23 protein-coding genes and 1 tRNA gene are annotated in these 26017 nt (G+C 52.8%); 6 read left to right on the top strand and 18 right to left on the bottom strand.

Annotated features, from left to right (window positions below):
* Window positions 1-12 precede the first annotated feature (12 nt).
* The 8 genes from rffG to trxA form a co-directional block, all read right to left on the bottom strand.
* Window positions 13-1080, bottom strand: coding sequence for a dTDP-glucose 4,6-dehydratase (gene rffG, locus FDX22_RS01410; RefSeq protein ID WP_146716621.1), 1068 nt, complete (start codon window positions 1078-1080; stop codon window positions 13-15).
* A complete protein-coding gene (gene wecC, locus FDX22_RS01405; RefSeq protein WP_146716620.1) occupies window positions 1080-2342 on the bottom strand; it encodes a UDP-N-acetyl-D-mannosamine dehydrogenase in 1263 nt (420 codons plus the stop codon). Before wecC ends, rffG begins: the two co-directional genes overlap by 1 nt.
* Window positions 2339-3469, bottom strand: a complete 1131-nt coding sequence (wecB, locus tag FDX22_RS01400; RefSeq protein ID WP_146716619.1) for a non-hydrolyzing UDP-N-acetylglucosamine 2-epimerase — start codon at window positions 3467-3469, stop codon at window positions 2339-2341. Before wecB ends, wecC begins: the two co-directional genes overlap by 4 nt.
* Before the next feature lie 55 nt (window positions 3470-3524).
* Window positions 3525-4571, bottom strand: coding sequence for an ECA polysaccharide chain length modulation protein (gene wzzE / locus FDX22_RS01395; protein WP_146716618.1), 1047 nt, complete (start codon window positions 4569-4571; stop codon window positions 3525-3527).
* A gap of 11 nt (window positions 4572-4582) precedes the next feature.
* Window positions 4583-5686, bottom strand: a complete 1104-nt coding sequence (gene wecA / locus FDX22_RS01390; RefSeq protein WP_146716617.1) for a UDP-N-acetylglucosamine--undecaprenyl-phosphate N-acetylglucosaminephosphotransferase — start codon at window positions 5684-5686, stop codon at window positions 4583-4585.
* Between the two features lie 235 nt (window positions 5687-5921).
* Window positions 5922-7181 (bottom strand): transcription termination factor Rho, encoded by a 1260-nt coding sequence (rho, locus tag FDX22_RS01385; RefSeq protein WP_096758948.1) that lies wholly within the window; start codon window positions 7179-7181, stop codon window positions 5922-5924.
* A 78-nt stretch (window positions 7182-7259) separates the two neighbouring features.
* Window positions 7260-7388 carry a rho operon leader peptide gene (locus tag FDX22_RS01380; RefSeq protein WP_102191218.1) on the bottom strand — a complete coding sequence of 43 codons (129 nt, stop codon included), beginning with the start codon at window positions 7386-7388 and terminating at the stop codon, window positions 7260-7262.
* Between the two features lie 132 nt (window positions 7389-7520).
* Entirely contained in the window at window positions 7521-7850 is a 330-nt protein-coding gene (trxA, locus tag FDX22_RS01375) for a thioredoxin TrxA (RefSeq protein WP_001280776.1), read from the bottom strand.
* A gap of 117 nt (window positions 7851-7967) precedes the next feature.
* Here trxA and rhlB point away from each other — a divergent pair, with 117 nt between their 5' ends.
* Window positions 7968-9236 (top strand): ATP-dependent RNA helicase RhlB, encoded by a 1269-nt coding sequence (gene rhlB, locus FDX22_RS01370; protein WP_096758950.1) that lies wholly within the window; start codon window positions 7968-7970, stop codon window positions 9234-9236.
* 91 nt (window positions 9237-9327) lie between these two features.
* The gene (gppA, locus tag FDX22_RS01365) at window positions 9328-10809 is read left to right on the top strand and encodes a guanosine-5'-triphosphate,3'-diphosphate diphosphatase (protein WP_146716616.1); all 1482 of its coding nucleotides are present in this window, start codon (window positions 9328-9330) and stop codon (window positions 10807-10809) included.
* Between the two features lie 47 nt (window positions 10810-10856).
* On the opposite strand, the gene rep is transcribed toward gppA, so the two are convergent.
* Window positions 10857-12878, bottom strand: a complete 2022-nt coding sequence (gene rep, locus FDX22_RS01360; RefSeq protein ID WP_146716615.1) for a DNA helicase Rep — start codon at window positions 12876-12878, stop codon at window positions 10857-10859.
* A gap of 84 nt (window positions 12879-12962) precedes the next feature.
* On the opposite strand from rep, the gene ppiC reads away from it, so the two are divergent.
* Entirely contained in the window at window positions 12963-13244 is a 282-nt protein-coding gene (gene ppiC / locus FDX22_RS01355) for a peptidylprolyl isomerase PpiC (RefSeq protein ID WP_015960967.1), read from the top strand.
* 210 nt (window positions 13245-13454) lie between these two features.
* Here ppiC and ilvC read toward each other — a convergent pair whose 3' ends face one another.
* Window positions 13455-14930 carry a ketol-acid reductoisomerase gene (ilvC, locus tag FDX22_RS01350; protein ID WP_096758953.1) on the bottom strand — a complete coding sequence of 492 codons (1476 nt, stop codon included), beginning with the start codon at window positions 14928-14930 and terminating at the stop codon, window positions 13455-13457.
* A gap of 151 nt (window positions 14931-15081) precedes the next feature.
* On the opposite strand from ilvC, the gene ilvY reads away from it, so the two are divergent.
* The gene (ilvY, locus tag FDX22_RS01345; protein WP_115259861.1) at window positions 15082-15972 is read left to right on the top strand and encodes an HTH-type transcriptional activator IlvY; all 891 of its coding nucleotides are present in this window, start codon (window positions 15082-15084) and stop codon (window positions 15970-15972) included.
* A gap of 32 nt (window positions 15973-16004) precedes the next feature.
* Here ilvY and ilvA read toward each other — a convergent pair whose 3' ends face one another.
* The 6 genes from ilvA to ilvL form a co-directional block, all read right to left on the bottom strand.
* A complete protein-coding gene (gene ilvA / locus FDX22_RS01340) occupies window positions 16005-17549 on the bottom strand; it encodes a threonine ammonia-lyase, biosynthetic (protein ID WP_096758955.1) in 1545 nt (514 codons plus the stop codon).
* Between the two features lie 4 nt (window positions 17550-17553).
* Window positions 17554-19404, bottom strand: a complete 1851-nt coding sequence (gene ilvD / locus FDX22_RS01335; RefSeq protein ID WP_146716614.1) for a dihydroxy-acid dehydratase — start codon at window positions 19402-19404, stop codon at window positions 17554-17556.
* A gap of 61 nt (window positions 19405-19465) precedes the next feature.
* Window positions 19466-20395 carry a branched-chain amino acid transaminase gene (locus tag FDX22_RS01330; RefSeq protein WP_096758957.1) on the bottom strand — a complete coding sequence of 310 codons (930 nt, stop codon included), beginning with the start codon at window positions 20393-20395 and terminating at the stop codon, window positions 19466-19468.
* Window positions 20396-20412: 17 nt separating this feature from the next.
* Window positions 20413-20676 (bottom strand): acetolactate synthase 2 small subunit, encoded by a 264-nt coding sequence (gene ilvM / locus FDX22_RS01325; RefSeq protein ID WP_096758958.1) that lies wholly within the window; start codon window positions 20674-20676, stop codon window positions 20413-20415.
* The gene (ilvG, locus tag FDX22_RS01320) at window positions 20673-22319 is read right to left on the bottom strand and encodes an acetolactate synthase 2 catalytic subunit (protein ID WP_146716613.1); all 1647 of its coding nucleotides are present in this window, start codon (window positions 22317-22319) and stop codon (window positions 20673-20675) included. The genes ilvM and ilvG overlap by 4 nt, the downstream gene beginning before the upstream one ends.
* Before the next feature lie 139 nt (window positions 22320-22458).
* Complete coding sequence (gene ilvL / locus FDX22_RS01315; RefSeq protein WP_001311244.1) at window positions 22459-22557, bottom strand: ilv operon leader peptide; 99 nt, start codon at window positions 22555-22557, stop codon at window positions 22459-22461.
* A gap of 353 nt (window positions 22558-22910) precedes the next feature.
* On the opposite strand from ilvL, the gene FDX22_RS01310 reads away from it, so the two are divergent.
* The gene (locus tag FDX22_RS01310) at window positions 22911-24431 is read left to right on the top strand and encodes a YifB family Mg chelatase-like AAA ATPase (RefSeq protein WP_146716612.1); all 1521 of its coding nucleotides are present in this window, start codon (window positions 22911-22913) and stop codon (window positions 24429-24431) included.
* 25 nt (window positions 24432-24456) lie between these two features.
* Here the strand turns inward: FDX22_RS01310 and maoP are convergent, their stop codons facing one another.
* Entirely contained in the window at window positions 24457-24795 is a 339-nt protein-coding gene (maoP, locus tag FDX22_RS01305) for a macrodomain Ori organization protein MaoP (RefSeq protein ID WP_096758961.1), read from the bottom strand.
* 118 nt (window positions 24796-24913) lie between these two features.
* Between maoP and hdfR the strand changes: the two genes are divergently transcribed.
* Window positions 24914-25747, top strand: a complete 834-nt coding sequence (hdfR, locus tag FDX22_RS01300; RefSeq protein WP_146716611.1) for an HTH-type transcriptional regulator HdfR — start codon at window positions 24914-24916, stop codon at window positions 25745-25747.
* A gap of 103 nt (window positions 25748-25850) precedes the next feature.
* On the opposite strand, the gene FDX22_RS01295 is transcribed toward hdfR, so the two are convergent.
* A tRNA-Trp gene (locus tag FDX22_RS01295) sits at window positions 25851-25926 on the bottom strand.
* Between the last annotated feature and the right edge of the window lie 91 nt (window positions 25927-26017).

The raw sequence follows: 26017 nt of genomic DNA, 5'->3' as shown, positions 1-26017 counted from the left end.
CTCCTCCGGAAATTAACCCTTCAGACCTAAACGTTCACCCTGGTAGCTGCCATCCTGCACGGGCTTCCACCACGCCTCATTCGCCAGATACCATTGCACGGTTTTGCGCATGCCGCTCTCAAACGTTTCCTGCGGCATCCAGCCAAGTTCACGTGCAATCTTCGACGCATCAATGGCGTAACGTTGATCGTGGCCAGGACGATCGTCAACAAAGGTGATCAGTGAGCGGTACTGCGCAAGGCCCTGTGGCTTGTTGGGGGCCAGTTCTTCCAGCAGACAGCAAATCGTCTCGACTACGTCCAGATTCTTACGCTCGTTGTGCCCGCCGATGTTATATGTTTCACCCACGGCCCCGGTGGTCGCTACGCAATACAACGCGCGGGCATGATCCTCCACGTACAGCCAGTCGCGGATCTGCTGCCCGTTGCCGTATACCGGCAGCGGTTTGCCCGCCAACGCGTTAAGAATCGTCAGTGGGATCAGCTTTTCCGGGAAGTGGTACGGGCCGTAGTTGTTGGAGCAGTTGGTAATCAGCGTAGGTAAACCGTACGTACGTAGCCAGGCACGGACCAGATGGTCGCTACTGGCTTTCGATGCGGAATAAGGACTGCTTGGTGCATACGGCGTGGTTTCAGTGAAAAAATCATCCGTAGAATGGAGATCGCCATACACTTCATCGGTCGAAATATGATGGAAACGAAACGCCGATTTTTTCTCATCGGTTAATACGTTCCAGTAAGCGCGCGCCGCTTCCAGCAGGGTGTAGGTACCCACAATATTGGTTTCGATAAATGCAGCCGGACCATCAATGGAACGATCAACGTGGCTTTCCGCCGCCAGATGCATGACGCAGTCTGGCTGATACTGTTGAAAGACACCGTCAAGCGCAGCCCGATCGCAGATATCAACTTTCTCAAAGGCAAAACGGTCATTCTGTGCGACCGGCGTTAGCGACATCAGGTTGCCGGCATAGGTCAGTTTATCGACCACCACCACAGCATCCTGCGTCTCGTTAATGATATGCCGTACAACCGCGGAGCCGATAAATCCGGCGCCACCGGTGACCAGAATTCGTTTCATTATCGCCAGACTCCTTTGGTATCAACCACGTACTGCTGGTGTACCGCATCGCCTTTAATCGCTTTAAATTCATTATGGTCGACCAGCATCACCAGCACATCAGCGCTTGCCAGTGCGTCGTCCAGTTTCGCCAACATACACAGGCCATCCAGTTTTTTTGGCAGTTGATGAACATTCGGTTCCACCACCAGCGTTTCACCGCCGTGCCACTGGGCGATACTCAGCGCGATACCCATCGCCGGGCTTTCACGTAAATCGTCAATATTCGGTTTAAATGCCAGGCCAAAACAGGCAATTTTTACCTCGCTGGCGCGTTTGTTTGTCTTCGCCAGACAATCCGCTACGGCGGCTTTTACCCGATCAACAACCCAGTGAGGTTTGCCATCATTGACTTCACGGGCGGTGCGGATCAATTTCGCCTGCTGCGGGTTCTGCGCCACAATAAACCATGGATCGACTGCAATACAGTGACCGCCAACGCCGGGGCCAGGTTGCAGGATATTGACGCGCGGGTGTCGGTTCGCCAGGCGAATCAGTTCCCAGACGTTAATCTCCTGTTCGGCGCAAATCAGCGACAGTTCATTGGCAAAGGCGATATTCACGTCGCGGAAGCTATTTTCAGTAAGTTTACACATTTCCGCCGTGCGGGCGTTAGTCACCACACATTCACCTTCAAGGAAGATGTTGTACAGCTCGCTGGCGCGCGCGGAACAGACGGGCGTCATCCCGCCAATCACGCGATCGTTTTTAATCAGCTCGACCATCACCTGGCCCGGCAGCACACGCTCTGGACAATAGGCAATATTGACGTCTGCCTGTTCCCCAGCCTGTTGCGGGAACGTCAGATCAGGCCGAATTTCGGCAAGCCATGCGGCCATCTGCTCGGTCGCCCCGACGGGTGACGTTGATTCGAGGATCACCAGCGCGCCTTTTTTAAGCACCGGTGCCACTGACTTCGCCGCCGCTTCGACGTACACCATATCGGGTTCATGCTCCCCTTTGAACGGGGTAGGCACAGCGATTAAATACGCATCCGCTTCCGTGGGTTTGGTGGTCGCCCGAAGATACCCCTCTTCTACAGCTGTTTTCACCACCGCACCGAGGTCGGGTTCAACGATATGGATCTCACCACGGTTAATGGTGTCCACCGCATGCTGATTAACATCTACGCCAATCACGTGTTTTTGACGGGAAGCAAAAGCAGCTGCGGTTGGCAGCCCGATATAACCCAGCCCAATGACAGAAATGGTCGTAAAACTCATAGCGATATCCGATTGTTTTTTAACGCGTCTAAAATGCGACCACACGCTTGCCCATCGCCATACGGATTATGGGCTCGGCTCATGGCCTGATATTCATCTTCGTCATGCAGCAAGCGCGTGACTTCTTCCACAATACGCTGCGGATCGGTCCCCACCAGCCGCACCGTGCCTGCAGTAATGGCCTCCGGGCGCTCCGTCGTTTCGCGCATCACCAGCACTGGCTTGCCCAGAGATGGGGCTTCTTCCTGGATACCGCCAGAATCGGTCAGGATCAGCCAGGCGTGGTTCATCAGCCAGACAAACGGCAGGTACTCCTGCGGCTCGATCAAAATCACATTGTCAACGTGACCCAGGATGCGATTAACCGGTTCGCTGACGTTAGGGTTCAGGTGCACCGGGTAGACAATCTGCACATCCTGATTCGCCGCTGCAATTTCTGCCAGCGCATGGCAGATTTGCTCAAAACCGCGACCAAAGCTTTCCCGACGATGACCGGTCACCAGGATCATCTTTTTATCCGCGCTCAGGAAAGGATAATGCTCGGCCAATTCGGCCCGCAGTTCATCGCTCGCCAGTACGCGATCGCGAACCCAGATCAACGCATCAATCACCGTATTGCCGGTGACAAAAATGCGGTTATCGGCAATGTTTTCGCGTAACAGGTTCTGCCGAGAGTTTTCAGTAGGTGCAAAATGATACATCGCCAGACGCCCGGTCAGCGTGCGGTTTGCCTCTTCCGGCCACGGAGAATAGAGATCGCCGGTTCGCAACCCGGCCTCAACATGTCCGACAGGAATACGCTGATAAAACGCGGCCAGACTGGTGGCAATGGTCGTTGTCGTATCACCGTGTACCAGTACGACATCCGGTTTAAACTCAGCCAGAATCGGCTTTAACCCTTCAAGGATTCGGCAGGTAATTTCGGTGAGTCCCTGACCGGGCTGCATAATATTGAGATCGTAGTCAGGCACAATGGAAAAGAGGTTCAACACCTGATCAAGCATCTCCCGATGCTGCGCTGTGACGCAAACTTTCGCCTCAAAATCAGGATCTTTTGCCAGCGCATGAACCAGAGGTGCCATCTTGATGGCCTCCGGTCGCGTGCCAAATACAGTCAGTACTTTCACATCGATTCTCTTCGGATTGGCAGCGAGGGCCCAGCCCCTCACTGCAACGGTATTGCTAAATCGGGCGGCGGCGGGTTAACGCGACACCGGCACCGATCAAGGCCCCGACAATGCCCCACATAATCATCAGGAAGGCACGGCGCGGGCTATCACGTTTTACCGGTTCTTCCGGCGTCCGCAAATAACGATAGGTCTGAAAACGTGGGTCCAGAGTAGGACCGACGTTCAGCGTATTGAGCATGGCTCTGTTTTGGAAATAATCCAGATCGAACTCTGGACCAACGGCCTGCAAGTTTTCGAGTCGCGCCTGCAGCATAGGACGTCCGAGCAAAAATAGCTCAGAGTCAGGTAACTCATCCGCAGGTACATCGGTTGAAGTGCGAGAAATATTATGTTGCTCGGCTATTTTGAGCGCTTGTTCAATGTTGTGAACGCGACGAGAAAAGAGTGATTTCGCCACCTCTTCCTGGCGTTTAACCTGCGCTTTCATCTGTACCGTGCGCGCAGCCCACGCGCCTTTTAACTCATCGTTCAGATGGCGTGCTGCACGCTGGCTGGCAAATGCCACATACTGGCGCAGCAGGTTGTTAGCATCTGGAGCCGTTTCCGCAATCAGCTTCACGCTGTCATTGGTGTTGCGCTGTGCATCACCAGGCATAAACTGAATGTTATTAATCAGCTCATCCAACAATGCCGCATCGGCTTTACTGTTGCCGACCATCCGTTGCTTAAAGTAATCGGTCTGCTGCCAAAACTCACGGCGCGTATCCCACGAGGCAACCTGCATGACAAATTCTTTATACGCTTCGTCCATCACCGACGGTTGATCCGTGGATGCCAGGCTAGCCTTAATATCCAGGTTACGTAAAAACTGCTGCTGAGAGTAATAGCCCCCCAACATATTCACCGTAGGCCGGTCAGAAATGGCGGTCGCACTCCACTCCTGACGCGCAAAAAACGTATAAGCGAGAGCAACAAGCGCAAAGACGAGGGCCATACCGACAATCCACACCTTCCCTGCCCATAAGGTCCGAAACAACCCACGGATGTCCAGTTCATTTTCAGTGTTCACGGCATGTTCTCCCGGTAATGGCTGTGTCATCGCATCCTCATTTACTTGGTTAAGTTTGGTTTGTTTTCGCGGTTTCTTCGTAGCCTGCGTTTCATACGTTTGATAAATCTTGCCACCTTCCAGGCTCGCTTGATGCAATAACCGTAGAAGAAGAATGCTAGCAAAAACAGCACCAGCATGAACCATTCAGGAACTAAATGAGAATATTCTGCCAGCACGCCGATGGCGGCCAGAATCGCAGCAGCCAGCGTAATCAGGACAAACGCTTGTCGGGAAGTAAACCCGGCACGCATGATCAAATGATGAATATGCTGGCGATCCGGAGAGAACGGACTCATCCCCTTACGCAAACGACGGTACATGATGGCCACTATATCCATCAGAGGAATGGCGATAATCCACAGCGCAGTGACCGGGCTAATAGGATGGGTTTTACCCTGCGTGGTTTCCAGCAGGATCCAGATAACGGTGAAGCCAATTAGCGTACTGCCCGCATCGCCCATAAACACTTTGTAGCGACGACCTAACACGCCGAGGTTGAGCAGAATATACGGCAGAATGGCGGCAATCATCGCGAAGCACCAGATTGCCAGGCTAGTTTGTCCATCAAACCAGAGGATCAGGCCCATTGCGGCAAAGGATACGCTGGACAGCCCGCCAAGCAGGCCATCAATACCATCAACCATATTGAAGGCGTTAATCGCCGCCCAGACGGCGAAGAGCGTCAGGAAATAGCCGAACGGGCCGAGAACCATCTCCCATGGACCAAAAATGAAGCCCAAGCTGCTGAGATAGAGTTTACCAACCACCATCATAATGACGCCGATGGCCGCCTGAATTGTGGCGCGAATTTTTACGCTGATATCATAACGATCGTCCAGCGCGCCGATAAAAACCAGCACACCGGCACAGGCGAGGTAGAGAGAAGCATGTGGGATATAATAATCGGCGATGATAAACGTAAAGCAAATACCGGCGTAAACCGAGATCCCCCCAACCAACGGTATCAACCCCTGGTGGCGTTTACGATAGTTGGGCTTATCCACTAAACCAATCTTTTTTGCGACCTTACGCGCAAAAAAAAGGAACAGTGTCGTGAATAGAAAAATACTGATGAGATCAGTACTTGCTGTCAGTAAATTCACAATGCGTGCTCTCAGAGAAAATTATTAGCAGAAGTATAACCACGAAGACCGTTATTCAGAAGGGAAACTCCGTTCCGAAATGCCTGTTTTGTATAATTATTAATCACACAACGCGAATGATGTATCGAGCGCAAAATAAAGGCGAGTGACATCACTATTGCTTATGTGTCGCTTAGGTCACAGTCATAAAAGCAAAACGCCACGTAAAACGTGGCGTTTTCAGAGAATGCCCGACTTAAGAGCGCTTCATCATATCGAAGAAGTCGTCGTTGGTCTTGGTCATTGCCAGCTTGTTAATGAGGAATTCCATCGCGTCGATTTCACCCATCGGATGAATGATTTTGCGCAGGATCCACATTTTCTGCAGCTCTTCCTGAGTGGTGAGCAGCTCTTCTTTACGGGTACCGGAACGGTTGTAGTCGATAGCCGGGAAGACGCGTTTTTCAGCAATCTTACGCGAGAGGTGCAGTTCCATGTTGCCGGTACCTTTAAACTCTTCATAGATAACTTCATCCATTTTAGAGCCGGTATCGACCAGCGCAGTCGCGATGATGGTCAGGCTGCCGCCCTCTTCCACGTTACGTGCTGCACCAAAGAAACGCTTCGGACGGTGCAGGGCGTTGGCATCAACACCACCGGTCAACACTTTACCGGAAGCCGGTACCACAGTGTTGTAGGCACGCGCCAGACGGGTGATGGAATCAAGCAGGATGATAACGTCTTTCTTGTGCTCAACCAGACGTTTCGCTTTCTCGATAACCATTTCCGCAACCTGAACGTGGCGAGATGCGGGTTCGTCAAAGGTGGAAGCAATCACTTCACCTTTAACCAGACGCTGCATCTCAGTCACTTCTTCCGGACGTTCGTCGATCAGCAGTACCATCAACACGCAGTCTGGGTGGTTGTACGCGATGCTCTGTGCAATGTTCTGCAGCAGCATGGTTTTACCGGCTTTCGGTGGTGCCACAATCAGACCACGTTGGCCGCGACCGATCGGAGACGCCAGATCCAGGACACGAGCCGTTAAGTCTTCTGTAGAACCGTTACCACGTTCCATACGCAGACGTGAGTTTGCGTGCAGCGGGGTTAAGTTCTCGAACAGAATCTTATTACGCGCGTTTTCCGGCTTGTCGTAGTTAACTTCGTTAACTTTCAACAATGCAAAGTAACGCTCACCCTCTTTAGGAGGACGAATCTTACCGGAAATGGTGTCACCAGTGCGGAGGTTGAAACGGCGGATTTGGCTAGGGGATACGTAGATGTCGTCTGGGCCTGCGAGGTAGGAACTGTCTCCAGAACGAAGGAAACCAAATCCATCCTGCAATATCTCCAGCACACCGTCACCAAAGATATCTTCGCCACTCTTTGCGTGCTGCTTCAGGATGGCAAAAATAATGTCCTGCTTGCGCATACGAGCCAGGTTTTCCAGGCCCATATTTTCGCCGAGAGTGATCAGCTCAGAAACCGGCGTATTCTTTAATTCGGTAAGATTCATAATGGTGTGAGTTCTTAAACTTGGGGTAAATCTCGAACTTAATGTTGTGAATGGTATGGCAGGGTCATCCATGCCTGTTTACGGCCATCGACTCATGTCTGTTCGCTGTCTGGTCACAGGAAAGTACGCAGAACTGAAACGACAAGACGGATTGAGCGACAAGCCAGGAATCTGTCCACTTCTCGCGCGAGAAACAACGGGAAGCATTGGATAAACAAGATTCAAACTTAATAAGGTATGTTTAATACGAAGTCAACACTAACTTAGCACGACTCAAGTCGGGCGTCCAGTCATCCGAAGAATTTTGGAATCAGGTCGCCCGAACTTGATAATTCCATCTTACGCCAGGTTAGCGTCGAGGAACTCTTTTAGCTGACCTTTGGACAGTGCGCCGACTTTTGTCGCCGCAACTTCGCCGTTTTTAAACAGCAGCAGGGTCGGGATACCACGGATACCATATTTCGGTGCGGTGCCTGGGTTTTGGTCAATGTTCAGTTTCGCAACCGTCAATTTACCCTGATACTCGTCAGCGATTTCATCCAGAATTGGAGCGATCATTTTGCACGGACCGCACCACTCTGCCCAGAAATCAACGAGGATAGCTCCGTCCGCTTTGAGTACATCCGTGTCAAAACTGTCGTCTGTCAGGTGAATAATTTTATCGCTCATAATAACTCCACAGGAAAAAGCCTGGTGTGTTGGTGTAGCATTAACCAACTAAAGGTTGACTTTATTTCACCGTATACGCTTTCGTAAAGCAATAGTAAGCTGATATTCTACCACACTATGAGCAAAACACATTTAACAGAACAGAAGTTTTCCGACTTCGCACTGCACCCACAGGTGATAGAAGCCCTTGAAAATAAAGGGTTTCATAATTGCACGCCCATTCAGGCACTGGCCCTCCCGCTAACGCTGGCAGGTCGTGATGTCGCAGGACAGGCGCAAACCGGAACCGGGAAAACGATGGCGTTTCTGACGTCAACGTTTCATTATCTTCTCTCTCATCCCGCGATTGCCGATCGCAAGGTGAACCAACCGCGTGCGCTAATTATGGCGCCAACGCGTGAGTTAGCCGTGCAGATCCATGCCGATGCGGAACCGCTGGCGCAAACTACCGGTCTGAAATTAGGCCTGGCTTATGGCGGCGACGGTTACGACAAACAGCTGAAAGTGCTGGAAAGCGGCGTCGATATCCTTATCGGCACCACGGGCCGTCTCATTGACTACGCAAAACAGAACCACATCAACCTGGGTGCCATTCAGGTCGTGGTACTGGATGAAGCCGATCGCATGTACGATCTGGGCTTTATTAAAGATATCCGCTGGCTGTTCCGTCGGATGCCGCCAACCAACCAGCGTCTGAATATGCTGTTTTCCGCGACCCTCTCTTACCGCGTTCGCGAACTGGCGTTCGAACAAATGAACAACGCCGAGTACGTAGAAGTCGAACCGGAACAGAAGACGGGCCACCGAATCAAAGAAGAGCTCTTCTATCCTTCAAACGAAGAGAAAATGCGTTTACTGCAAACGCTGATCGAAGAAGAGTGGCCAGATCGCGCCATTGTTTTTGCAAACACCAAGCACCGTTGCGAAGATATTTGGGGCAGCCTTGCCGCTGACGGTCATCGCGTCGGTCTGCTGACCGGTGACGTGGCACAGAAAAAACGTCTGCGCATTCTGGAAGAGTTCACCCGTGGCGATCTCGACATTCTGGTTGCAACCGACGTTGCCGCGCGTGGTCTGCATATTCCGGCTGTTACGCATGTATTTAACTATGACCTGCCGGATGACTGCGAAGACTACGTACACCGTATTGGTCGTACCGGTCGTGCAGGCGCAAGCGGACACTCCATCAGCCTGGCCTGTGAAGAGTACGCGTTGAATTTACCTGCCATCGAGACCTATATCGGCCATTCGATTCCGGTCAGCAAGTATAACCCGGATGCACTGATGACCGATTTGCCGAAGCCGCTTCGCCTGACGCGAACGCGCCCTGGCAATGGCCCACGCCGCACCGGTGGTGCTCCGCGTAATCGTCGTCGTTCAGGTTAAGAAACGTTATGCCATACACAAAATCATTCAGCCTGTATCAAGGCGGTGAGAAAACGCAGCCAACACAGATACAGGTTGAAGGATGAAGTGTATGAATTCTACCTCGTTGTATGCAGCAATCGATCTCGGCTCCAATAGTTTTCATATGCTGGTTGTACGCGAGGTAGCGGGAAGCATCCAGACGCTCACGCGGATTAAACGCAAAGTGCGTCTGGCCGCTGGCCTGAATAATGATAATGCGCTCTCTGCTGAAGCCATGGAGCGCGGTTGGCAGTGTCTACGGCTGTTTGCAGAGCGCCTGCAGGATATTCCTCAGCCACAAATTCGCGTGGTTGCCACGGCAACACTGCGTATCGCCACCAATGCCGACATTTTTATTGCCAAAGCGCAAGAGATCCTCGGCTGTGCCGTTCAGGTTATTAGCGGTGAAGAAGAAGCCCGGCTGATTTATCAGGGGGTTGCCCACACCACCGGCGGTGCCGATCAGCGTCTGGTCGTCGATATCGGCGGAGCCAGTACCGAACTGGTCACCGGCTCAGGTGCACAAACCACCTCCTTGTTTAGCCTGTCAATGGGCTGCGTCACGTGGCTCGAACGGTACTTTACCGATCGAAATCTGGCGCAGGAAAACTTTGACGAGGCAGAGAAGGCAGCGCGTGAAGTCTTGCGTCCTGTCGCTGACAATCTACGTTTTCACGGCTGGAAAGTGTGTGTCGGGGCTTCTGGCACCGTACAGGCACTGCAGGAAATCATGATGGCGCAGGGCATGGATGAGCGCATTACGCTGGCAAAACTTCAGCAATTAAAGCAGCGCGCCATTCATTGCGGACGTCTTGAAGAGCTGGAAATCGAAGGGTTAACGCTGGAACGTGCGCTGGTGTTCCCCAGCGGACTGGCAATCCTAATCGCCATTTTCACTGAGCTCAATATCCAGTGTATGACCCTTGCTGGCGGCGCATTACGTGAAGGTCTGGTCTATGGCATGCTGCATCTGGCCGTGGACCAGGACATTCGCAGTCGCACGTTGAGAAATATTCAGCGTCGATTTATGGTCGATACCGATCAGGCGCATCGTGTCGCTAACCTGGCAAGTAAGTTCCTCGATCAAGTAGATAAAAAGTGGCATTTGGAAGCTATCAGCCGCGAACTACTGATTAGTGCCTGTCAGTTGCATGAAATTGGACTTAGCGTCGATTTTAAGCAAGCGCCGCAGCATGCGGCCTATCTGGTGCGCAATCTCGATCTTCCGGGATTTACCCCCGCACAGAAAAAACTGTTAGCCACGCTGTTACTCAACCAAACCAACCCGGTCGATCTCTCTTCGCTCCACCAGCAAAACGCGGTGCCGCCGCGTATTGCGGAACATCTTTGCCGTTTGCTCCGTCTGGCGATCATTTTTGCCAGCCGTCGCCGGGACGATTTAGTTCCGGAAATTCATCTCGAAGCAAAGAATGAACATCTTACGATAACGCTGCCTGAAGGCTGGCTGGTGCATCATCCGCTGGGTAAAGAGCTTATCGATCAGGAAAGCCAGTGGCAAAGCTATGTCCATTGGCCTTTAGAAGTGCACTAATCCTCAAGTATTGCCGGATAGCCTACGCTTATCCGGCCTACAAAAACCTACTTCTCTTTTGCTTTCGCCATCATTGCCCGAATATTCGCGATGCTGGCTTGCCCTTTCTGCATCCGCTCCTCAGCGCTGACCACTTTTCGCTCCTGCTCCCAGATAATATCGTCCTGCGGTAATTCCATCAGAAAACGACTCGGCTCCGGGCGCACCAGTTCACCGTACTGACGACGCTCTTTACACAGTGTAAAAATCAGTTCTTTCTGCGCGCGAGTGATGCCAACATAGGCCAGACGTCGTTCTTCATCGATGTTATCTTCATCAATGCTGCTCTGATGTGGCAAAAAGCCTTCTTCCATGCCCACCATAAACACGTACGGGAACTCCAGCCCTTTGGAGGCATGTAACGTCATGAGTTGTACCTGATCCAACTCTTCTTCACTCTCGCCACGTTCCATCATGTCGCGCAGGGTAAAGCGGGTAACAACCTGGGTCAGCGTCATCGGTTCATCAATATCACTACCTTCCAGCATTTCCGTCATCCAACTGAAGAGTGTATTGACGTTTTTCATACGCATTTCGGCAGCTTTCGGGCTGGGTGAGGTTTCATAGAGCCACGATTCGTAGTCAATGCCGTGGATCAGATCGCGCACAGCCGCAATCGGGTCACGCTCGGCCAGGCACTGAATTTCACCCAACCACTGTGTAAAGCGGGTCAGCGACTCATAGCCACGCCCGGTTAGCGTCTGGCTAAGCCCCATATCAAAGCTGGCGGTGAACAAGCTTTTATTACGCGTCATCGCCCACTCGCCCAGTTTTTGCAGCGTCGCTGGACCAATTTCACGTTTTGGCGTATTCACAATACGCAGAAATGCGCTGTCATCATCCGGGTTACTCAGTACCCGCAGATAGGCCAGCAGATCTTTAATCTCCGGACGGGAGAAAAACGACGTGCCGCCAGAAATTTTGTACGGGATGCGGTTCTGCATCAGGAATTTTTCGAACACCCGCGACTGATGATTACCGCGGTACAGAATCGCGTAATCTTTATACTGCGTCTTGTTAACAAAGTGGTGGGCAATCAGTTCGCCGGTCACGCGCTCTGCTTCATGTTCTTCGTTATTGGCGCTTAATACCTTAAGTTCGACACCGTAACCCAGCTCAGAAAAGAGTCGTTTTTCAAAAACATGTGGGTTGTTGGCAATGAGGATGTTTGCCGCTTTCAGGATACGTCCGGAAGAACGGTAGTTCTGTTCCAGCTTAACCACCTGCAACGCCGGGAAATCTTTGCTCAGCAGCACCAGGTTTTGCGGACGTGCACCGCGCCAGGAATAGATAGACTGGTCGTCATCGCCCACCACGGTAAAGCGCGCACGGCTACCCACCAGCAGTTTTACCAGCTCGTACTGGCTGGTGTTGGTATCTTGATATTCATCCACCAGCAGATAACGAATCTTGTTCTGCCAGCGTTCACGGACCTCTTCATTGCGCTGAAGCAGCAGCGTAGGCAGCAAAATCAGATCGTCAAAATCGAGGACGTTACACGCTTTCATGTGCGCGTCGTACAAACCGTAGCAGTGGGCAAAAATACGATCGCGCTCGCCTTTGGCGCTGGCTGCCGCCTGTGAAGGCGTCATCAGATCGTTTTTCCAGTTGGAGATCGTCGAGATCAGCTGTTGGAGGATCAACTTATCGTCTTCGATGAGCCCTTCGGTCAATTCCTTCAGCAACGCCACCTGGTCGGTGTCATCGAACAATGAAAAGTTCGACTTCATGCCCAGCGCTGCGTATTCACGCTTGATAATGTCCAGCCCCAGGGTGTGGAAGGTGGAGATCATCAGCCCGCGCGCCTCTTTACGGCCCAGCGTCTGCGCCACACGCTCTTTCATCTCACGCGCGGCCTTGTTGGTAAAGGTCACCGCCGCAATATGCCGTGCCTGATAGCCGCAAACGCGGATTAGGTGCGCAATTTTGTTGGTGATCACGCGGGTTTTGCCGGAGCCAGCACCCGCCAGCACCAGGCAGGGTCCGGTGACGAATTCGACGGCTTGTTGTTGTCCGGGGTTTAAACGCATAAAGATCACTCAATGAAAGTCGGGAGGGGAGATTTAGAGCATGGTAGTATAGCCAGCCTCAACCACCCCACTCAAGGCACGATCATGGCAAAAACAGCAGCAGCACTGCATATCCTTGTTAAAGAAGAGAAACTGGCACTGGATCTTCTGGAGCAAATTAAAAATGGTGCCGACTTCGAGAAGCTGGCGAAGAAACACTCCACCTGCCCGTCAGGTAAGAAAGGCGGCCATCTGGGTGAATTCCGTCAGGGCCAGATGGTTCCGGCGTTTGATAAAGTGGTCTTCTCCTGCCCGGTGCTGGAGCCAACAGGCCCGCTGCACACCCAGTTCGGTTACCACATCATTAAAGTGCTGTACCGTAACTAATAGAAAGCCCGGAGTATAAACCTCCGGGCTTTTTTGCCTGATAGCGCTTCGCTTATCAGGCCTACTAAATTCTATAAATATGACATTCTTCTATGCATTTCGTCTTAGCGGAAGGCGGCAAGGAAGTTCATCTCCAGTCACATAGATAACTATGTGACTGGAGTGTACGAACGTAGCCAACGCATCAGCAAGTTGAAAGACGACGGGGAATTAGCCTGCGACGGCGATACGCTTCATGTCAGTCATGTAGCCGCGCAGTTTCTGACCAACTTCTTCAATCGCATGGCTACGAATAGCGTCATTGACGTCACGCAGCTGAGCGTTATCTACCGCACCTTCAGCAATGGCTTTGCCCAGGTCACCAGTTTGCAGCGTGGTCATGAACTCTTTCAGCAGCGGTACGCAAGCGTAAGAGAACAGGTAGTTACCGTACTCAGCGGTATCGGAGATTACCACGTTCATTTCATACAGACGCTTACGGGCGATAGTGTTGGCAATCAGCGGCAGCTCATGCAGTGATTCGTAGTAAGCCGACTCTTCGATGATGCCGGAATCCACCATGGTTTCGAATGCCAGCTCAACGCCCGCTTTCACCATCGCGATCATCAGAACGCCTTTATCGAAGTACTCCTGCTCACCGATTTTACCGTCAAACTGAGCGGCGGTTTCGAACGCGGTTTTACCGGTCTCTTCACGCCAGGTCAGCAGTTTCTTATCGTCGTTAGCCCAGTCAGCCATCATGCCGGAAGAGAATTCGCCGGAGATGATGTCGTCCATATGTTTCTGGAACAGCGGCGCCATGATTTCTTTCAGCTGTTCGGACAGCGCGTAAGCACGCAGCTTAGCTGGGTTAGACAGACGGTCCATCATCAGGGTGATGCCGCCCTGCTTCAGCGCTTCGGTGATGGTTTCCCAGCCGAACTGAATCAGTTTTTCCGCGTATGCCGGATCAGTTCCTTCTTCCACCAGCTTGTCGAAGCACAGCAGAGAACCGGCCTGCAGCATACCGCACAGGATAGTCTGCTCGCCCATCAGGTCAGATTTCACTTCCGCGACGAAAGAGGATTCCAGCACACCCGCACGGTGACCGCCGGTTGCGGCTGCCCAGGCTTTAGCAATTGCCATGCCTTCGCCTTTCGGATCGTTTTCCGGGTGAACCGCGATAAGCGTCGGTACACCGAAACCTCGTTTGTACTCTTCACGCACTTCGGTACCCGGGCACTTCGGCGCAACCATCACGACGGTAATGTCTTTACGGATCTGTTCGCCCACTTCCACGATGTTGAAACCGTGGGAATAGCCCAGCGCCGCGCCGTCTTTCATCAGCGGCTGTACGGAACGCACCACGTCGGAGTGCTGTTTGTCTGGCGTCAGGTTAACCACCAGGTCAGCCTGCGGAACCAGCTCTTCGTAGGTACCGACTTTAAAGCCGTTTTCGGTCGCTTTACGCCATGAAGCGCGCTTCTCAGCAATCGCCTCTTTACGCAGTGCGTAGGCGATATCCAGACCGGAGTCACGCATGTTCAGGCCCTGGTTCAGACCCTGAGCGCCACAGCCGATGATGACCACTTTTTTACCCTGAAGGTAGCTCGCGCCATCGGCGAATTCATCGCGGCCCATAAAGCGACATTTACCCAGCTGTGCCAGCTGCTGGCGCAGGTTCAGTGTATTAAAGTAGTTAGCCATGATGGTGTACTCCGTGATGTTGTGTGTCTTATTGTTCGGTTCGCTTTTGCGAGAATGAACCCACTATATGACAGGAAATTTATTGCGGAAATTGATATATTCACAACGTCACGTTGCAATTTATGCAATGTAAAATCGTGGAGTGCGAGCCTTGGATTTACGCGATCTAAAAACCTTCCTGCACCTGGCGGAAAGCCGCCACTTTGGCCGCAGCGCGCGGGCGATGCACGTCAGTCCCTCCACGCTTTCCCGGCAGATTCAGCGACTCGAAGAGGATCTTGGCCAGGCGCTGTTCGTGCGAGATAACCGCACGGTTACCCTGACCGAAGCGGGCGAAGAGCTGCGCATTTTTGCCCAGCAGACGTTATTGCAGTATCAGCAACTGCGCCACACCCTCGATCAGCAGGGACCCTCGCTGTCGGGCGAGCTGCATATCTTCTGTTCGGTCACCGCCGCCTACAGCCATCTGCCGCCAATCCTTGATCGCTTTCGCGCAGAACACCCGTCGGTCGAAATTAAACTGTCTACCGGCGATGCCGCCGATGCGATGGAAAAAGTGGTCACCGGAGAAGCGGATCTGGCAATAGCCGGGAAACCGGAAACCCTGCCTGGTGCGGTGGCATTCTCTATGCTGGAAAATCTGGCGGTGGTGTTAATTGCTCCGGCATTGCCGTGTCCGGTACGCAATCAGGTGTCCATCGATGATCCCGACTGGTCCACTGTGCCGTTTATCATGGCCGACCAGGGCCCGGTACGCCGCCGCATTGAGCTGTGGTTCCGCCGTCATAAAATCAGTAATCCATCAATCTATGCCACGGTCGGCGGTCACGAGGCGATGGTCTCGATGGTGGCGCTGGGCTGCGGCGTGGCACTGCTGCCGGAAGTAGTGCTGGAAAACAGTCCGGAGCCGGTGCGTAACCGCGTGATGATTTTAGAACGTAGCGACGAGAAAACGCCGTTTGAGCTGGGCGTTTGCGTACAAAAAAAGCGGCTGCATGAGCCGCTGATTGAGGCATTCTGGAGCTTGCTGCCTGGCCACTAATGCCGGATGGCGGCACAAGCGCCTTATCCGGCCTACCCTGCCAGAAAGAACCTGAACGCCGGGTTATGACTCTCATCATGGCAATCGTAGCCCAGTTCGTTGATCCGCGTTTCAAAATCCGGCTCATGATCGCCCAATTCAAACGCCGCCAGCACGCGACCATAGTCGGTGCCGTGACTGCGATAATGGAACAACGAGATATTCCAGTGGGTCCCTAAGGTATGCAGGAATTTCAGCAGCGCCCCTGGCGACTCGGGGAACTCAAAGCTGTAAAGACGTTCCTGTAGCGGTTTCGAGGGGCGTCCACCGACCATATAGCGCACGTGTAGCTTGGCCATTTCATCATCGGACAGATCCACCACGCTGTAACCGCCGTCGCTAAGCAACTGGAGGATTTCTTTGCGCTCTTCCAGACCGCGGCTCAGGCGTACGCCGACAAAAATGCAGGCATCTTTCGCATCGGCAAACCGGTAGTTAAATTCGGTCACCGAACGTCCACCCAACAGCTGGCAGAATTTCAGGAAACTCCCCTTTTCTTCCGGGATTGTCACCGCCAGCAGCGCTTCACGTTGTTCACCCAGCTCGCAGCGTTCAGACACATAGCGCAGGCCGTGGAAATTGACGTTGGCACCGGACAGCACGTGCGCCAGACGTTCACCACGAATATTGTGCTGGGCGATGTATTTTTTCATCCCCGCCAGCGCCAGTGCGCCAGACGGCTCCGCCACCGCACGCACGTCTTCGAACAAGTCTTTCATCGCCGCGCAGATTGCATCGCTATCAACGGTGATAATGTCGTCGAGGTATTCCTGACACAGGCGGAAGGTTTCATCACCGATGCGTTTCACCGCCACGCCTTCAGCAAACAGGCCTACGCGCGGCAGATCGACCGGGTGGCCCGCATCCAGTGCCGCCTTCAGGCAGGCTGAGTCTTCGGCTTCCACGGCAATAACTTTGATTTGTGGCATCAGCTGTTTAATCAGCACCGCCACACCCGCCGCCAGACCGCCGCCGCCAACCGGAACAAATATCCGATCGAGATGCGCATCCTGCTGCAGCAGCTCAAGCGCCAGTGTGCCCTGCCCGGCAATCACCATCGGGTGATCGAATGGCGGAACCCAGGTGAAACCTTGTTGCTGTGCCAGTTCAATCGCTTTGGCTTTCGCTTCATCAAAATTGGCACCGTGCAGCAGCACTTCGCCACCGAAACTGCGAACGGCATCGACTTTGATATCCGCGGTAGCCGTTGGCATGACGATCAGCGCCTTCACCCCAAGGCGCGCAGAGGAGAAGGCCACGCCCTGAGCATGGTTTCCTGCCGACGCGGTGATCACGCCCTGCGCTTTTTGCGCTTCAGTCAGGCCCGCCATCATCGCGTAGGCCCCGCGCAGCTTGAAACTGTGTACCGGCTGTCGGTCTTCGCGCTTCACCAGGACCACGTTATCGAGGCGCGAAGAGAGTTTTTCCATTTTTTGCAGCGGCGTAACCTGCACCGCTTCATAGACCGGCGCACGCAGCACCGCCCTGAGATATTCTGCCCCCTCAGGGGAGCCGGACAGGGGTTGTGAATCAGCCATGGTATTAGCCCCCCAGCTTCGATTTATCGCGCACCGCGCCTTTGTCAGCGCTGGTTGCCAGGCTGGCATAGGCACGCAGCGCGAAGGAGACCTGACGCTGGCGATCTTTTGGCGTCCAGGCTTTGTCACCGCGAGCATCCTGCGCTTCACGACGGGCCGCGATCTCCGCATCGCTCAACAACAGCTGAATGCCACGATTCGGGATATCAATCGCAATCATGTCGCCATCTTCAATAATCGCAATATTACCGCCGCTCGCCGCTTCCGGAGACACGTGACCGATAGACAGACCTGACGTCCCGCCGGAGAAACGACCGTCGGTGATCAAGGCACAGGCTTTACCCAGCCCCATGGATTTCAGGAAGGTGGTTGGGTAGAGCATTTCCTGCATCCCTGGTCCGCCTTTCGGTCCTTCGTAGCGAATCACCACCACATCACCAGCAACCACTTTGCCACCGAGGATGGCTTCAACGGCATCGTCCTGGCTTTCGTAGACTTTCGCCGGGCCGGTAAACTTCAGGATGCTGTCATCCACACCGGCAGTTTTCACGATACAGCCGTTTTCCGCAAAGTTACCGTACAGCACCGCCAGACCGCCGTCTTTGCTGTAAGCATGTTCCAGCGAGCGGATACAGCCTTCAGCACGATCGTCATCCAGCGTGTCCCAGCGACAATCCTGCGAGAACGCCTGGGTGGTACGAACGCCCGCCGGGCCGGCGCGGAACATGTTTTTCACCGCCTCATCCTGGGTCAGCATGACATCATAGCGATCCAGGGTTTGTGGCAGGGTCAACCCCAGCACGTTTTTCACATCGCGATTCAATAACTCGGCACGATCCAACTCGCCTAAAATCCCCAGCACACCGCCCGCGCGGTGAACATCTTCCATATGGTATTTCTGGGTGCTCGGCGCGACTTTACACAGCTGCGGCACTTTGCGGGACAGCTTGTCGATATCACTCATGGTGAAGTCGATTTCAGCTTCCTGTGCAGCCGCCAGCAGGTGCAGAACGGTGTTTGTGGAACCCCCCATGGCGATATCCAGGGTCATGGCATTTTCAAACGCCGCCTTGTTGGCAATATTGCGCGGCAGCGCAGAATCATCATTCTGTTCGTAATAGCGTTTGGTCAGCTCAACGATACGTGAACCCGCATTGAGGAACAGCTGTTTACGATCGGCGTGGGTGGCCAGCAGCGAACCGTTACCCGGCTGCGACAGACCCAGCGCTTCAGTCAGGCAGTTCATCGAGTTAGCGGTGAACATCCCCGAACAGGAACCACAGGTCGGACAGGCGGAGCGCTCAATCTGATCGCTTTGCGAATCAGAGACTTTCGGGTCCGCACCCTGAATCATCGCATCCACCAGATCGAGTTTGATTATCTGATCTGAGAGTTTGGTTTTACCGGCTTCCATCGGGCCGCCGGACACAAAGATCACCGGGATGTTCAGGCGCAGGGAAGCCATTAACATCCCCGGGGTGATTTTGTCGCAGTTAGAGATACAGACCATCGCATCGGCGCAGTGGGCGTTCACCATGTACTCCACCGAATCGGCGATCAGCTCACGTGACGGCAGGGAATACAGCATGCCCCCGTGGCCCATGGCGATACCGTCATCCACGGCGATAGTATTAAACTCTTTGGCTACGCCGCCGGAGGCTTCGATCTGTTCGGCAACCAGCTTACCGAGATCGCGCAGATGCACGTGGCCCGGCACGAACTGGGTAAACGAGTTTACGACGGCGATAATCGGCTTACCGAAGTCATCGTCAGTCATCCCGGTGGCGCGCCACAGCGCGCGGGCTCCCGCCATATTGCGGCCATGTGTTGTTGTGGCGGAACGATACTTAGGCATGCTTTATTTACTCCCGTCTGACTATTTAAATGGGACGGTGCGTGCCGTCCCAAATTTATACTTAGTGATTAACCTGATCCAACCAGCCGTATTTATCTTCCGTTTCACCGGTGAAGAGGCCAAAGAAGGCCTGCTGAATGCGCTTGGTGACCGGGCCACAACGGCCTTCACCCACCTGGATACCATCAACGCTGCGCACCGGGGTAATTTCTGCCGCCGTACCGGACATGAACACTTCATCGGCCAGATACAACGACTCGCGAGACAGCACCTGTTCACGCACTTCGATATCGAGGTCTTTCGCCAGTTTGATAATCGCATCACGTGTGATGCCCGGCAGCGCGGAAGAGGTAAACGGTGGAGTAAACAGAATGCCGTCTTTAACTTCAAACAGGTTTTCACCCGCGCCTTCGGAGATGTAGCCGTTCACATCCAGCGCAATACCTTCCTGATAACCATGACGACGCGCTTCGCTACCCACCAGCAGTGAAGACAGGTAGTTACCACCCGCCTTGGCGGCGGTAGGAATGGTGTTGGGTGCGACACGGTTCCAGGAAGAAACCATCGCGTCGATCCCCTGATCCAGGGCATCAGCACCCAGGTAAGCCCCCCACGGGAACGCAGCAATGATCACATCCGTGGTGTATCCCGCCGGTGGGTTAACGCCCATGCCGACATCGCCAACAAACACCAGCGGGCGGATGTACGCACTGGTCAGGTTATTTTTACGGATCACCGCACGGCAAGCTTCCATCAACTCATCAACGCTCTGAGAAACCGGAAAACGATAAATTTTGGCTGAATCACGCAGACGCTGCATGTGCTCGCGATGACGGAACACCACCGGCCCTTTGTGAGAATCATAGCAACGGATACCTTCAAATACTGATGTACCGTAGTGCAGCGCATGGGACATCACGTGAACCTTCGCGTCTTCCCAACGAATCATCTCGCCATTAGACCAAATGAAATCAGCTTTTTTCGTCGTCATTTCTCTTCCTTTTGCGCTCAGGCGCGAATTTGTTGTGATGTGGTTGTGCTCTGGCAGATAGCAACATGTGCAACATCGACCAGTTTACTTAACTGACTAAACAGTAAGTCGACCGACCGTGGGCTGGCAACGGTCAATTCAATATTTATATTCTGCGCATCGCTGGCAGCATTCATATTCATGGAGCACACCTGAAAACCACGATGGCGTACCACGCGCAAAACACGTTCTAACGTTTCCGGATTGAAACGAGCCTCAACGGCGACCTGATGTTGCATCATGATGATTTCTCCAGCATTTCTGAGTTACTGGCACCAGGAGGTACCAGAGGCCAGACATTCTCAAGTTCGTCGATTGAGACATGAAGCAGGTATGGCCCATTACTGTTCAGCATGGTGTCGAGAGCCGCTTCAACCTGGTCTTTACGGGTGATGTGTTGGCCAGGGATGCCGAAGGCGCCGGCCAACATAAGGAAATCGGGATTATCGGTCAGGGTAGTTTCGCTATAGCGTTCCTGGAAAAACAGCTGCTGCCATTGTCGCACCATGCCTAACCGCTGGTTGTCGAGTAAGACGATTTTCAGCGGCAACTGCTTGCGTTTTACGGTGCCCAGCTCCTGCACATTCATCATGAAGGAGCCATCACCGGAGATACAGATGACCGTATCATTCGGACGGGCCACCTGCGCCCCCACTGCTGCAGGTAAGCCAAAGCCCATCGTCCCCAGGCCGCTGGAGGTGATGAAGTTCTCCGGGCGAGTGTAGGTCATGTGTTGTGCTGACCACATCTGATGCTGACCAACATCCGTCGTCACCACGCTATCCTTATGTTTCCTTTCGGACAGCTGTTTTAACAACAGCGGAGCGTAAATAGCCTCCCCCGGATGATCATAGCGCCAGGCATGTTCTGCACGCATGTCGGCGGCATACTGGCACCATTCGTTGATGGCCAGCGGTTGTTGCAATGCAGGTAACAGCGTATTTAAATCGCCTTGCAGCGCAACGTGTGCCAGGCGCAGTTTGTTCATCTCGGCCGGATCGATATCCATGTGGATCACGCTGGCATTGGGGGCGAAAGTGTTCAGCTTGCCAGTCACCCGGTCATCAAAACGCGCACCGACGGCGATCAGCAAATCGCACTCCTGCACCGCAAAGTTTGCCGCTTTGGTGCCATGCATGCCCAGCATACCCAGATAGTACGGGTAATCTGGATCCACAGCGCCAAGGCCTTTCAACGTACAAACCACCGGCACATGCGTTGCGGCGATAAACTCACGCAGCGCTGGAACTGCCTGCGCCATCCCTACGCCACCACCTACGTACAGCACGGGTTTCTGTGCCTTCGCCAACATCTTGCGGGCTTGTTCAATCTCAGCATGTGGGAAAGCAACTGCGTTTTCGACGGTGGTGAAATAGGGCTCCAGCGTACCACTGGCTAACTGAATGTCTTTCGGGATATCAACCAGAACCGGACCCGGACGACCAGAGTTCGCCACGTCGAAGGCCTCGGCCATGATACGCGGCAGCTCTTCCAGCGACTGCACCAGGAAACTATGTTTGGTACATGACAGCGACATGCCGAGTACATCCACTTCCTGGAACGCATCGGTGCCGATAAACGGGGAAGAGACTTGACCAGTGATCGCCACAACGGGAACGGAATCTAACAGCGCATCTGCCAGGCCGGTGATCAGGTTGGTTGCACCAGGACCGGAAGTCGCGATACAGACACCGGTTTTACCGGTTGAGCGGGCATAGCCAATCGCCGCCATCGCCGCCCCCTGCTCGTGTCGACACAACAGGTGTTCTACGCCGCCGTCGTACAACGCATCGTAAACCGGCATAATTGCGCCACCGGGATAGCCAAAGACGGTTTTCACCCCTTGTGCACGCAACGCATGTACCACCCACTGTGCCCCATTCATAGTTACATCCCCGCCGTAAATCTTGAGAAACAGAATTTTATGCTAGTGTTCACTTTCTGCTCCTCGTTTAAGTTTTTAAGGTCAAAAAAAACCCCCGAACCTTTCGGTGCGGGGGTCTTAGTTCGTTAAGGCTTGTTTTTTAAGCCTTTCCTCGTCCAAGTGCAGCCCCGCACGGTGGGATAATAATCACCACCACGCTAATCACGACCAGGCTAATCACTCGTAGAAGGGCTGTCATTTTTGTATTTTCTTGCATCTTGTTCGAAGGAATACCTAAAGAGTTACCATAGAGTTTCACTATGGCACAAGATATTTCTGCATTCATTTTTCTGACACGGTTAACGGTTTCTATAAATCGCGTTGTTTTTTATACAAAAAATAGAAAATGAAAATATTTCACGTTATTCAGTAAACACGATCATGTTTTCCCTCTGCAGGCGGCACTTTGAGCGGCGCTTGTGAGCGTTGTTCCAGAGGTTACGTAAAATATTAACCCTTGCATAAAAATACATGAATCAGCATCTAAAAGTATCAATCAAGCAAGATATCGTCGCCATCTATTAAGACATAATGCCTGCATCAGGAGGGGTTATGTCACTGTCGATAGTCCACACGCGCGCCGCATTAGGCGTCAATGCACCACCCATTACTATTGAAGTCCATATTAGTAATGGCTTGCCCGGTTTAACCATGGTTGGACTACCCGAAACCACCGTGAAAGAGGCTCGAGATCGAGTTCGCAGTGCGATTATTAATAGCGGGTATGAATTTCCGGCCAAGAAGATAACCATCAACCTTGCCCCGGCAGATCTGCCTAAAGAAGGAGGGAGATATGATTTACCTATCGCCATTGCGCTTCTGGCTGCGTCAGAGCAGCTTACAACACATAATCTCGATACTTATGAGTTAGTCGGTGAACTAGCGCTTACAGGTGCTCTACGTGGCGTTCCCGGAGCAATATCCAGCGCAACTGAAGCAATTCGCGCAGGTAGGCGAATTATTGTCGCAAAAGAGAACGCTGCAGAAGTGGGGCTAATACACGGCGAGGGCTGCCTGATTGCCGATCACCTGCAAGCCGTGTGCGCATTTCTCGAAGGTAAGCATGAATTAGAAAGGCCTGTTTGCGTAGAGATTCCATCTTCAGGCTCATCTGATGACCTCAGTGACGTCATCGGCCAGGAACAGGGCAAGCGAGGGCTGGAGATTACCGCTGCAGGCGGCCACAATCTCTTGCTCATCGGCCCGCCGGGTACGGGAAAAACGATGCTTGCCAGTCGCCTTCGCGGATTGTTACCACCGTTAAGTAATGATGAGGCTCTGGAAAGCGCGGCAATTCTCAGCCTGGTCAATTCCGACACCATACAAAAACAGTGGAAGCAACGCCCCTTTCGCTCACCCCATCACAGCGCGTCCTTAACCGCAATGGTAGGAGGAGGATCGATACCGGCACCGGGTGAGATTTCTCTGGCACATAACGGCATATTATTTCTGGATGAATTGCCCGAGTTTGAACGCCGTACGCTGGATGCCCTGCGTGAGCCTATTGAATCCGGACAGATTCATTTATCACGCACCCGGGCAAAAATAACCTACCCGGCACGCTTTCAATTGATAGCAGCAATGAATCCAAGCCCAACAGGGCACTATCAGGGAAACCACAACCGTTGTACCCCAGAGCAAACGCTACGTTACCTCAATCGCTTATCTGGCCCTTTTCTCGACCGCTTCGATTTGTCCCTCGAAATACCCCTTCCACCGCCCGGTATACTCAGTCAGCGAGCAGCAAAGGGAGAAGACAGTGAGACGGTGAAGAAACGGGTTATGGCAGCGCGTGAGCGCCAGTATCAGCGGCAGAATAAGTTAAATGCGCATCTGGGCAGCCAGGATATACATCAATTCTGCGTCTTACACAGGGATGACGCACGCTGGCTGGAGGAAACGTTAGCACATCTTGGATTGTCCATCCGCGCATGGCTGCGCTTGATAAAGGTCGCTCGCACAATTGCGGATATTGAGCAATGTGACCAGATCACCCGTCAACATTTACAGGAAGCCGTTGGCTATCGGGCAATAGACAGGTTGTTAATCCATTTACAGAAACTACTGGCATAAAAAAAGGGCTTTCGCCCTTTTTTTATTAATCCTCTGACTCGGTGTAATCTTCCGCACCTTCTACCTGAGGTTTGCCGCCAGACAGCGTGTGGAAACGTTTTGGACGCTTAATACGCGTCATGTATTTAGACCACACACGTTCCGCTTCGGTAACCGGCTCACGTTCACCACGGCATACCGCCACAAACAACTTCTCTTCTTCAGTTACCGGCTCACGCTTGCCCAGATCCAGCTCATTAAAGGCATAACCGTGACGCTCAAGCAGCTGTGCCTCTTTAATGGTGAAATCACCATGACGGGAGAATCCGCGGGGGTAATATTTATTGTCGAAATATCGATTAGTCGTCGTAAAGCTTTCCGCCATCCTGCACGCTCCTAATTCTTTGGCCGAGCTATTTATGGCGCGGAGTATTAGTTACGCTTGACAGAGCGTCAAACAAAAGATTTAAATCATAACGACAAATAATTTTATGGAGTGAGTTGTGGATACGGAATTGTTAAAGACTTTCCTGGAAGTTAGCCGAACGCGCCACTTTGGCCGGGCAGCTGAAGCGCTCTATTTGACCCAATCGGCGGTCAGTTTTCGCATCAGACAACTGGAAAATCAACTGGGTGTGAACCTCTTCACCCGACACAGAAACAATATCCGTTTAACCGCTGCGGGTGAAAAATTATTGCCATATGCTGAAACACTGATGAATACGTGGCAAGCAGCACGTAAGGAGGTCGCAAATACCTCACGCCATAATGAGTTCTCTATCGGTGCCAGCGCTTCCCTTTGGGAATGCATGCTCAATGGCTGGCTGGGTCGTTTATATCAGTCGCAGGTGCCGCAAACCAGCCTGCAGTTTGAAGCCAGGATCGCGCAGCGCCAGTCGCTAGTAAAGCAACTCCATGAACGACAGCTTGATCTGCTGATTACTACTGAATCCCCAAAAATGGACGAATTTAGCAGTCAACTACTGGGGTATTTCACGCTGGCGCTCTATTGCAGCGCTCCATCACAAACAAAAGATGAACTGAATTATCTGCGTCTGGAGTGGGGACCTGATTTTCAACAACACGAAGCGGGATTAGTTGCCGGCGACGAAGTACCAGTGCTAACCACCAGTTCTGCTGAGCTAGCAAGACAGCAACTTCCTGTACTGAAGGGTTTTAGTTGGCTTCCCGTGTGTTGGGCGAAAACAAAAAACGATCTCCATATAGTTTCTGACAGCACGACACTTTCACGTCCGTTGTATGCGGTCTGGCTACAAAATAGCGATAAACATACGCTTATCTGCGATCTGCTGAAAACGAATATTCTGGATGATTAAAATGGACGCTGGCAAGGATGCCAGAAACAGGAAATAAACAGTATGAAGGTGGCGTGATTTTCAGATAAAAAAAATCCTTAGCAAAAATGCTAAGGATTGTTTCTGGCAGGGGCGGAGAGACTCGAACTCGCGACACCCGGTTTTGGAGACCGGTGCTCTACCAACTGAGCTACGCCCCTATATTTCTTATCATTAAGCCTGCTAAGGTAGCAGGCTTAATTTTCTAATAAGTGGCGGAACGGACGGGACTCGAACCCGCGACCCCCTGCG

The sequence above is a fragment of the Citrobacter sp. TBCS-14 genome, from assembly GCF_005280805.1.
Taxonomy (GTDB): Bacteria; Pseudomonadota; Gammaproteobacteria; order Enterobacterales; family Enterobacteriaceae; genus Citrobacter; species Citrobacter gillenii.
The sequence above is the reverse complement of the archived record's forward strand: the minus strand, read 5'-3'. Positions and strand labels throughout refer to the sequence as shown.

Bases quoted from the DNA above. Each gene is read 5' to 3' on its own strand.
- rffG (WP_146716621.1), bottom strand. From the start codon at position 1,080: ATGAAACGAATTCTGGTCACCGGTGGCGCCGGATTTATCGGCTCCGCG.
- wecC (WP_146716620.1), bottom strand. From the start codon at position 2,342: ATGAGTTTTACGACCATTTCTGTCATTGGGCTGGGTTATATCGGGCTG.
- wzzE (WP_146716618.1), bottom strand. From the start codon at position 4,571: ATGACACAGCCATTACCGGGAGAACATGCCGTGAACACTGAAAATGAA.
- rho (WP_096758948.1), bottom strand. From the start codon at position 7,181: ATGAATCTTACCGAATTAAAGAATACGCCGGTTTCTGAGCTGATCACT.
- FDX22_RS01380 (WP_102191218.1), bottom strand. From the start codon at position 7,388: ATGCTTCCCGTTGTTTCTCGCGCGAGAAGTGGACAGATTCCTGGCTTG.
- trxA (WP_001280776.1), bottom strand. From the start codon at position 7,850: ATGAGCGATAAAATTATTCACCTGACAGACGACAGTTTTGACACGGAT.
- rhlB (WP_096758950.1), top strand. From the start codon at position 7,968: ATGAGCAAAACACATTTAACAGAACAGAAGTTTTCCGACTTCGCACTG.
- gppA (WP_146716616.1), top strand. From the start codon at position 9,328: ATGAATTCTACCTCGTTGTATGCAGCAATCGATCTCGGCTCCAATAGT.
- rep (WP_146716615.1), bottom strand. From the start codon at position 12,878: ATGCGTTTAAACCCCGGACAACAACAAGCCGTCGAATTCGTCACCGGA.
- ppiC (WP_015960967.1), top strand. From the start codon at position 12,963: ATGGCAAAAACAGCAGCAGCACTGCATATCCTTGTTAAAGAAGAGAAA.
- ilvC (WP_096758953.1), bottom strand. From the start codon at position 14,930: ATGGCTAACTACTTTAATACACTGAACCTGCGCCAGCAGCTGGCACAG.
- ilvA (WP_096758955.1), bottom strand. From the start codon at position 17,549: ATGGCTGATTCACAACCCCTGTCCGGCTCCCCTGAGGGGGCAGAATAT.
- ilvD (WP_146716614.1), bottom strand. From the start codon at position 19,404: ATGCCTAAGTATCGTTCCGCCACAACAACACATGGCCGCAATATGGCG.
- FDX22_RS01330 (WP_096758957.1), bottom strand. From the start codon at position 20,395: ATGACGACGAAAAAAGCTGATTTCATTTGGTCTAATGGCGAGATGATT.
- ilvM (WP_096758958.1), bottom strand. From the start codon at position 20,676: ATGATGCAACATCAGGTCGCCGTTGAGGCTCGTTTCAATCCGGAAACG.
- ilvG (WP_146716613.1), bottom strand. From the start codon at position 22,319: ATGAATGGGGCACAGTGGGTGGTACATGCGTTGCGTGCACAAGGGGTG.
- ilvL (WP_001311244.1), bottom strand. From the start codon at position 22,557: ATGACAGCCCTTCTACGAGTGATTAGCCTGGTCGTGATTAGCGTGGTG.
- FDX22_RS01310 (WP_146716612.1), top strand. From the start codon at position 22,911: ATGTCACTGTCGATAGTCCACACGCGCGCCGCATTAGGCGTCAATGCA.
- maoP (WP_096758961.1), bottom strand. From the start codon at position 24,795: ATGGCGGAAAGCTTTACGACGACTAATCGATATTTCGACAATAAATAT.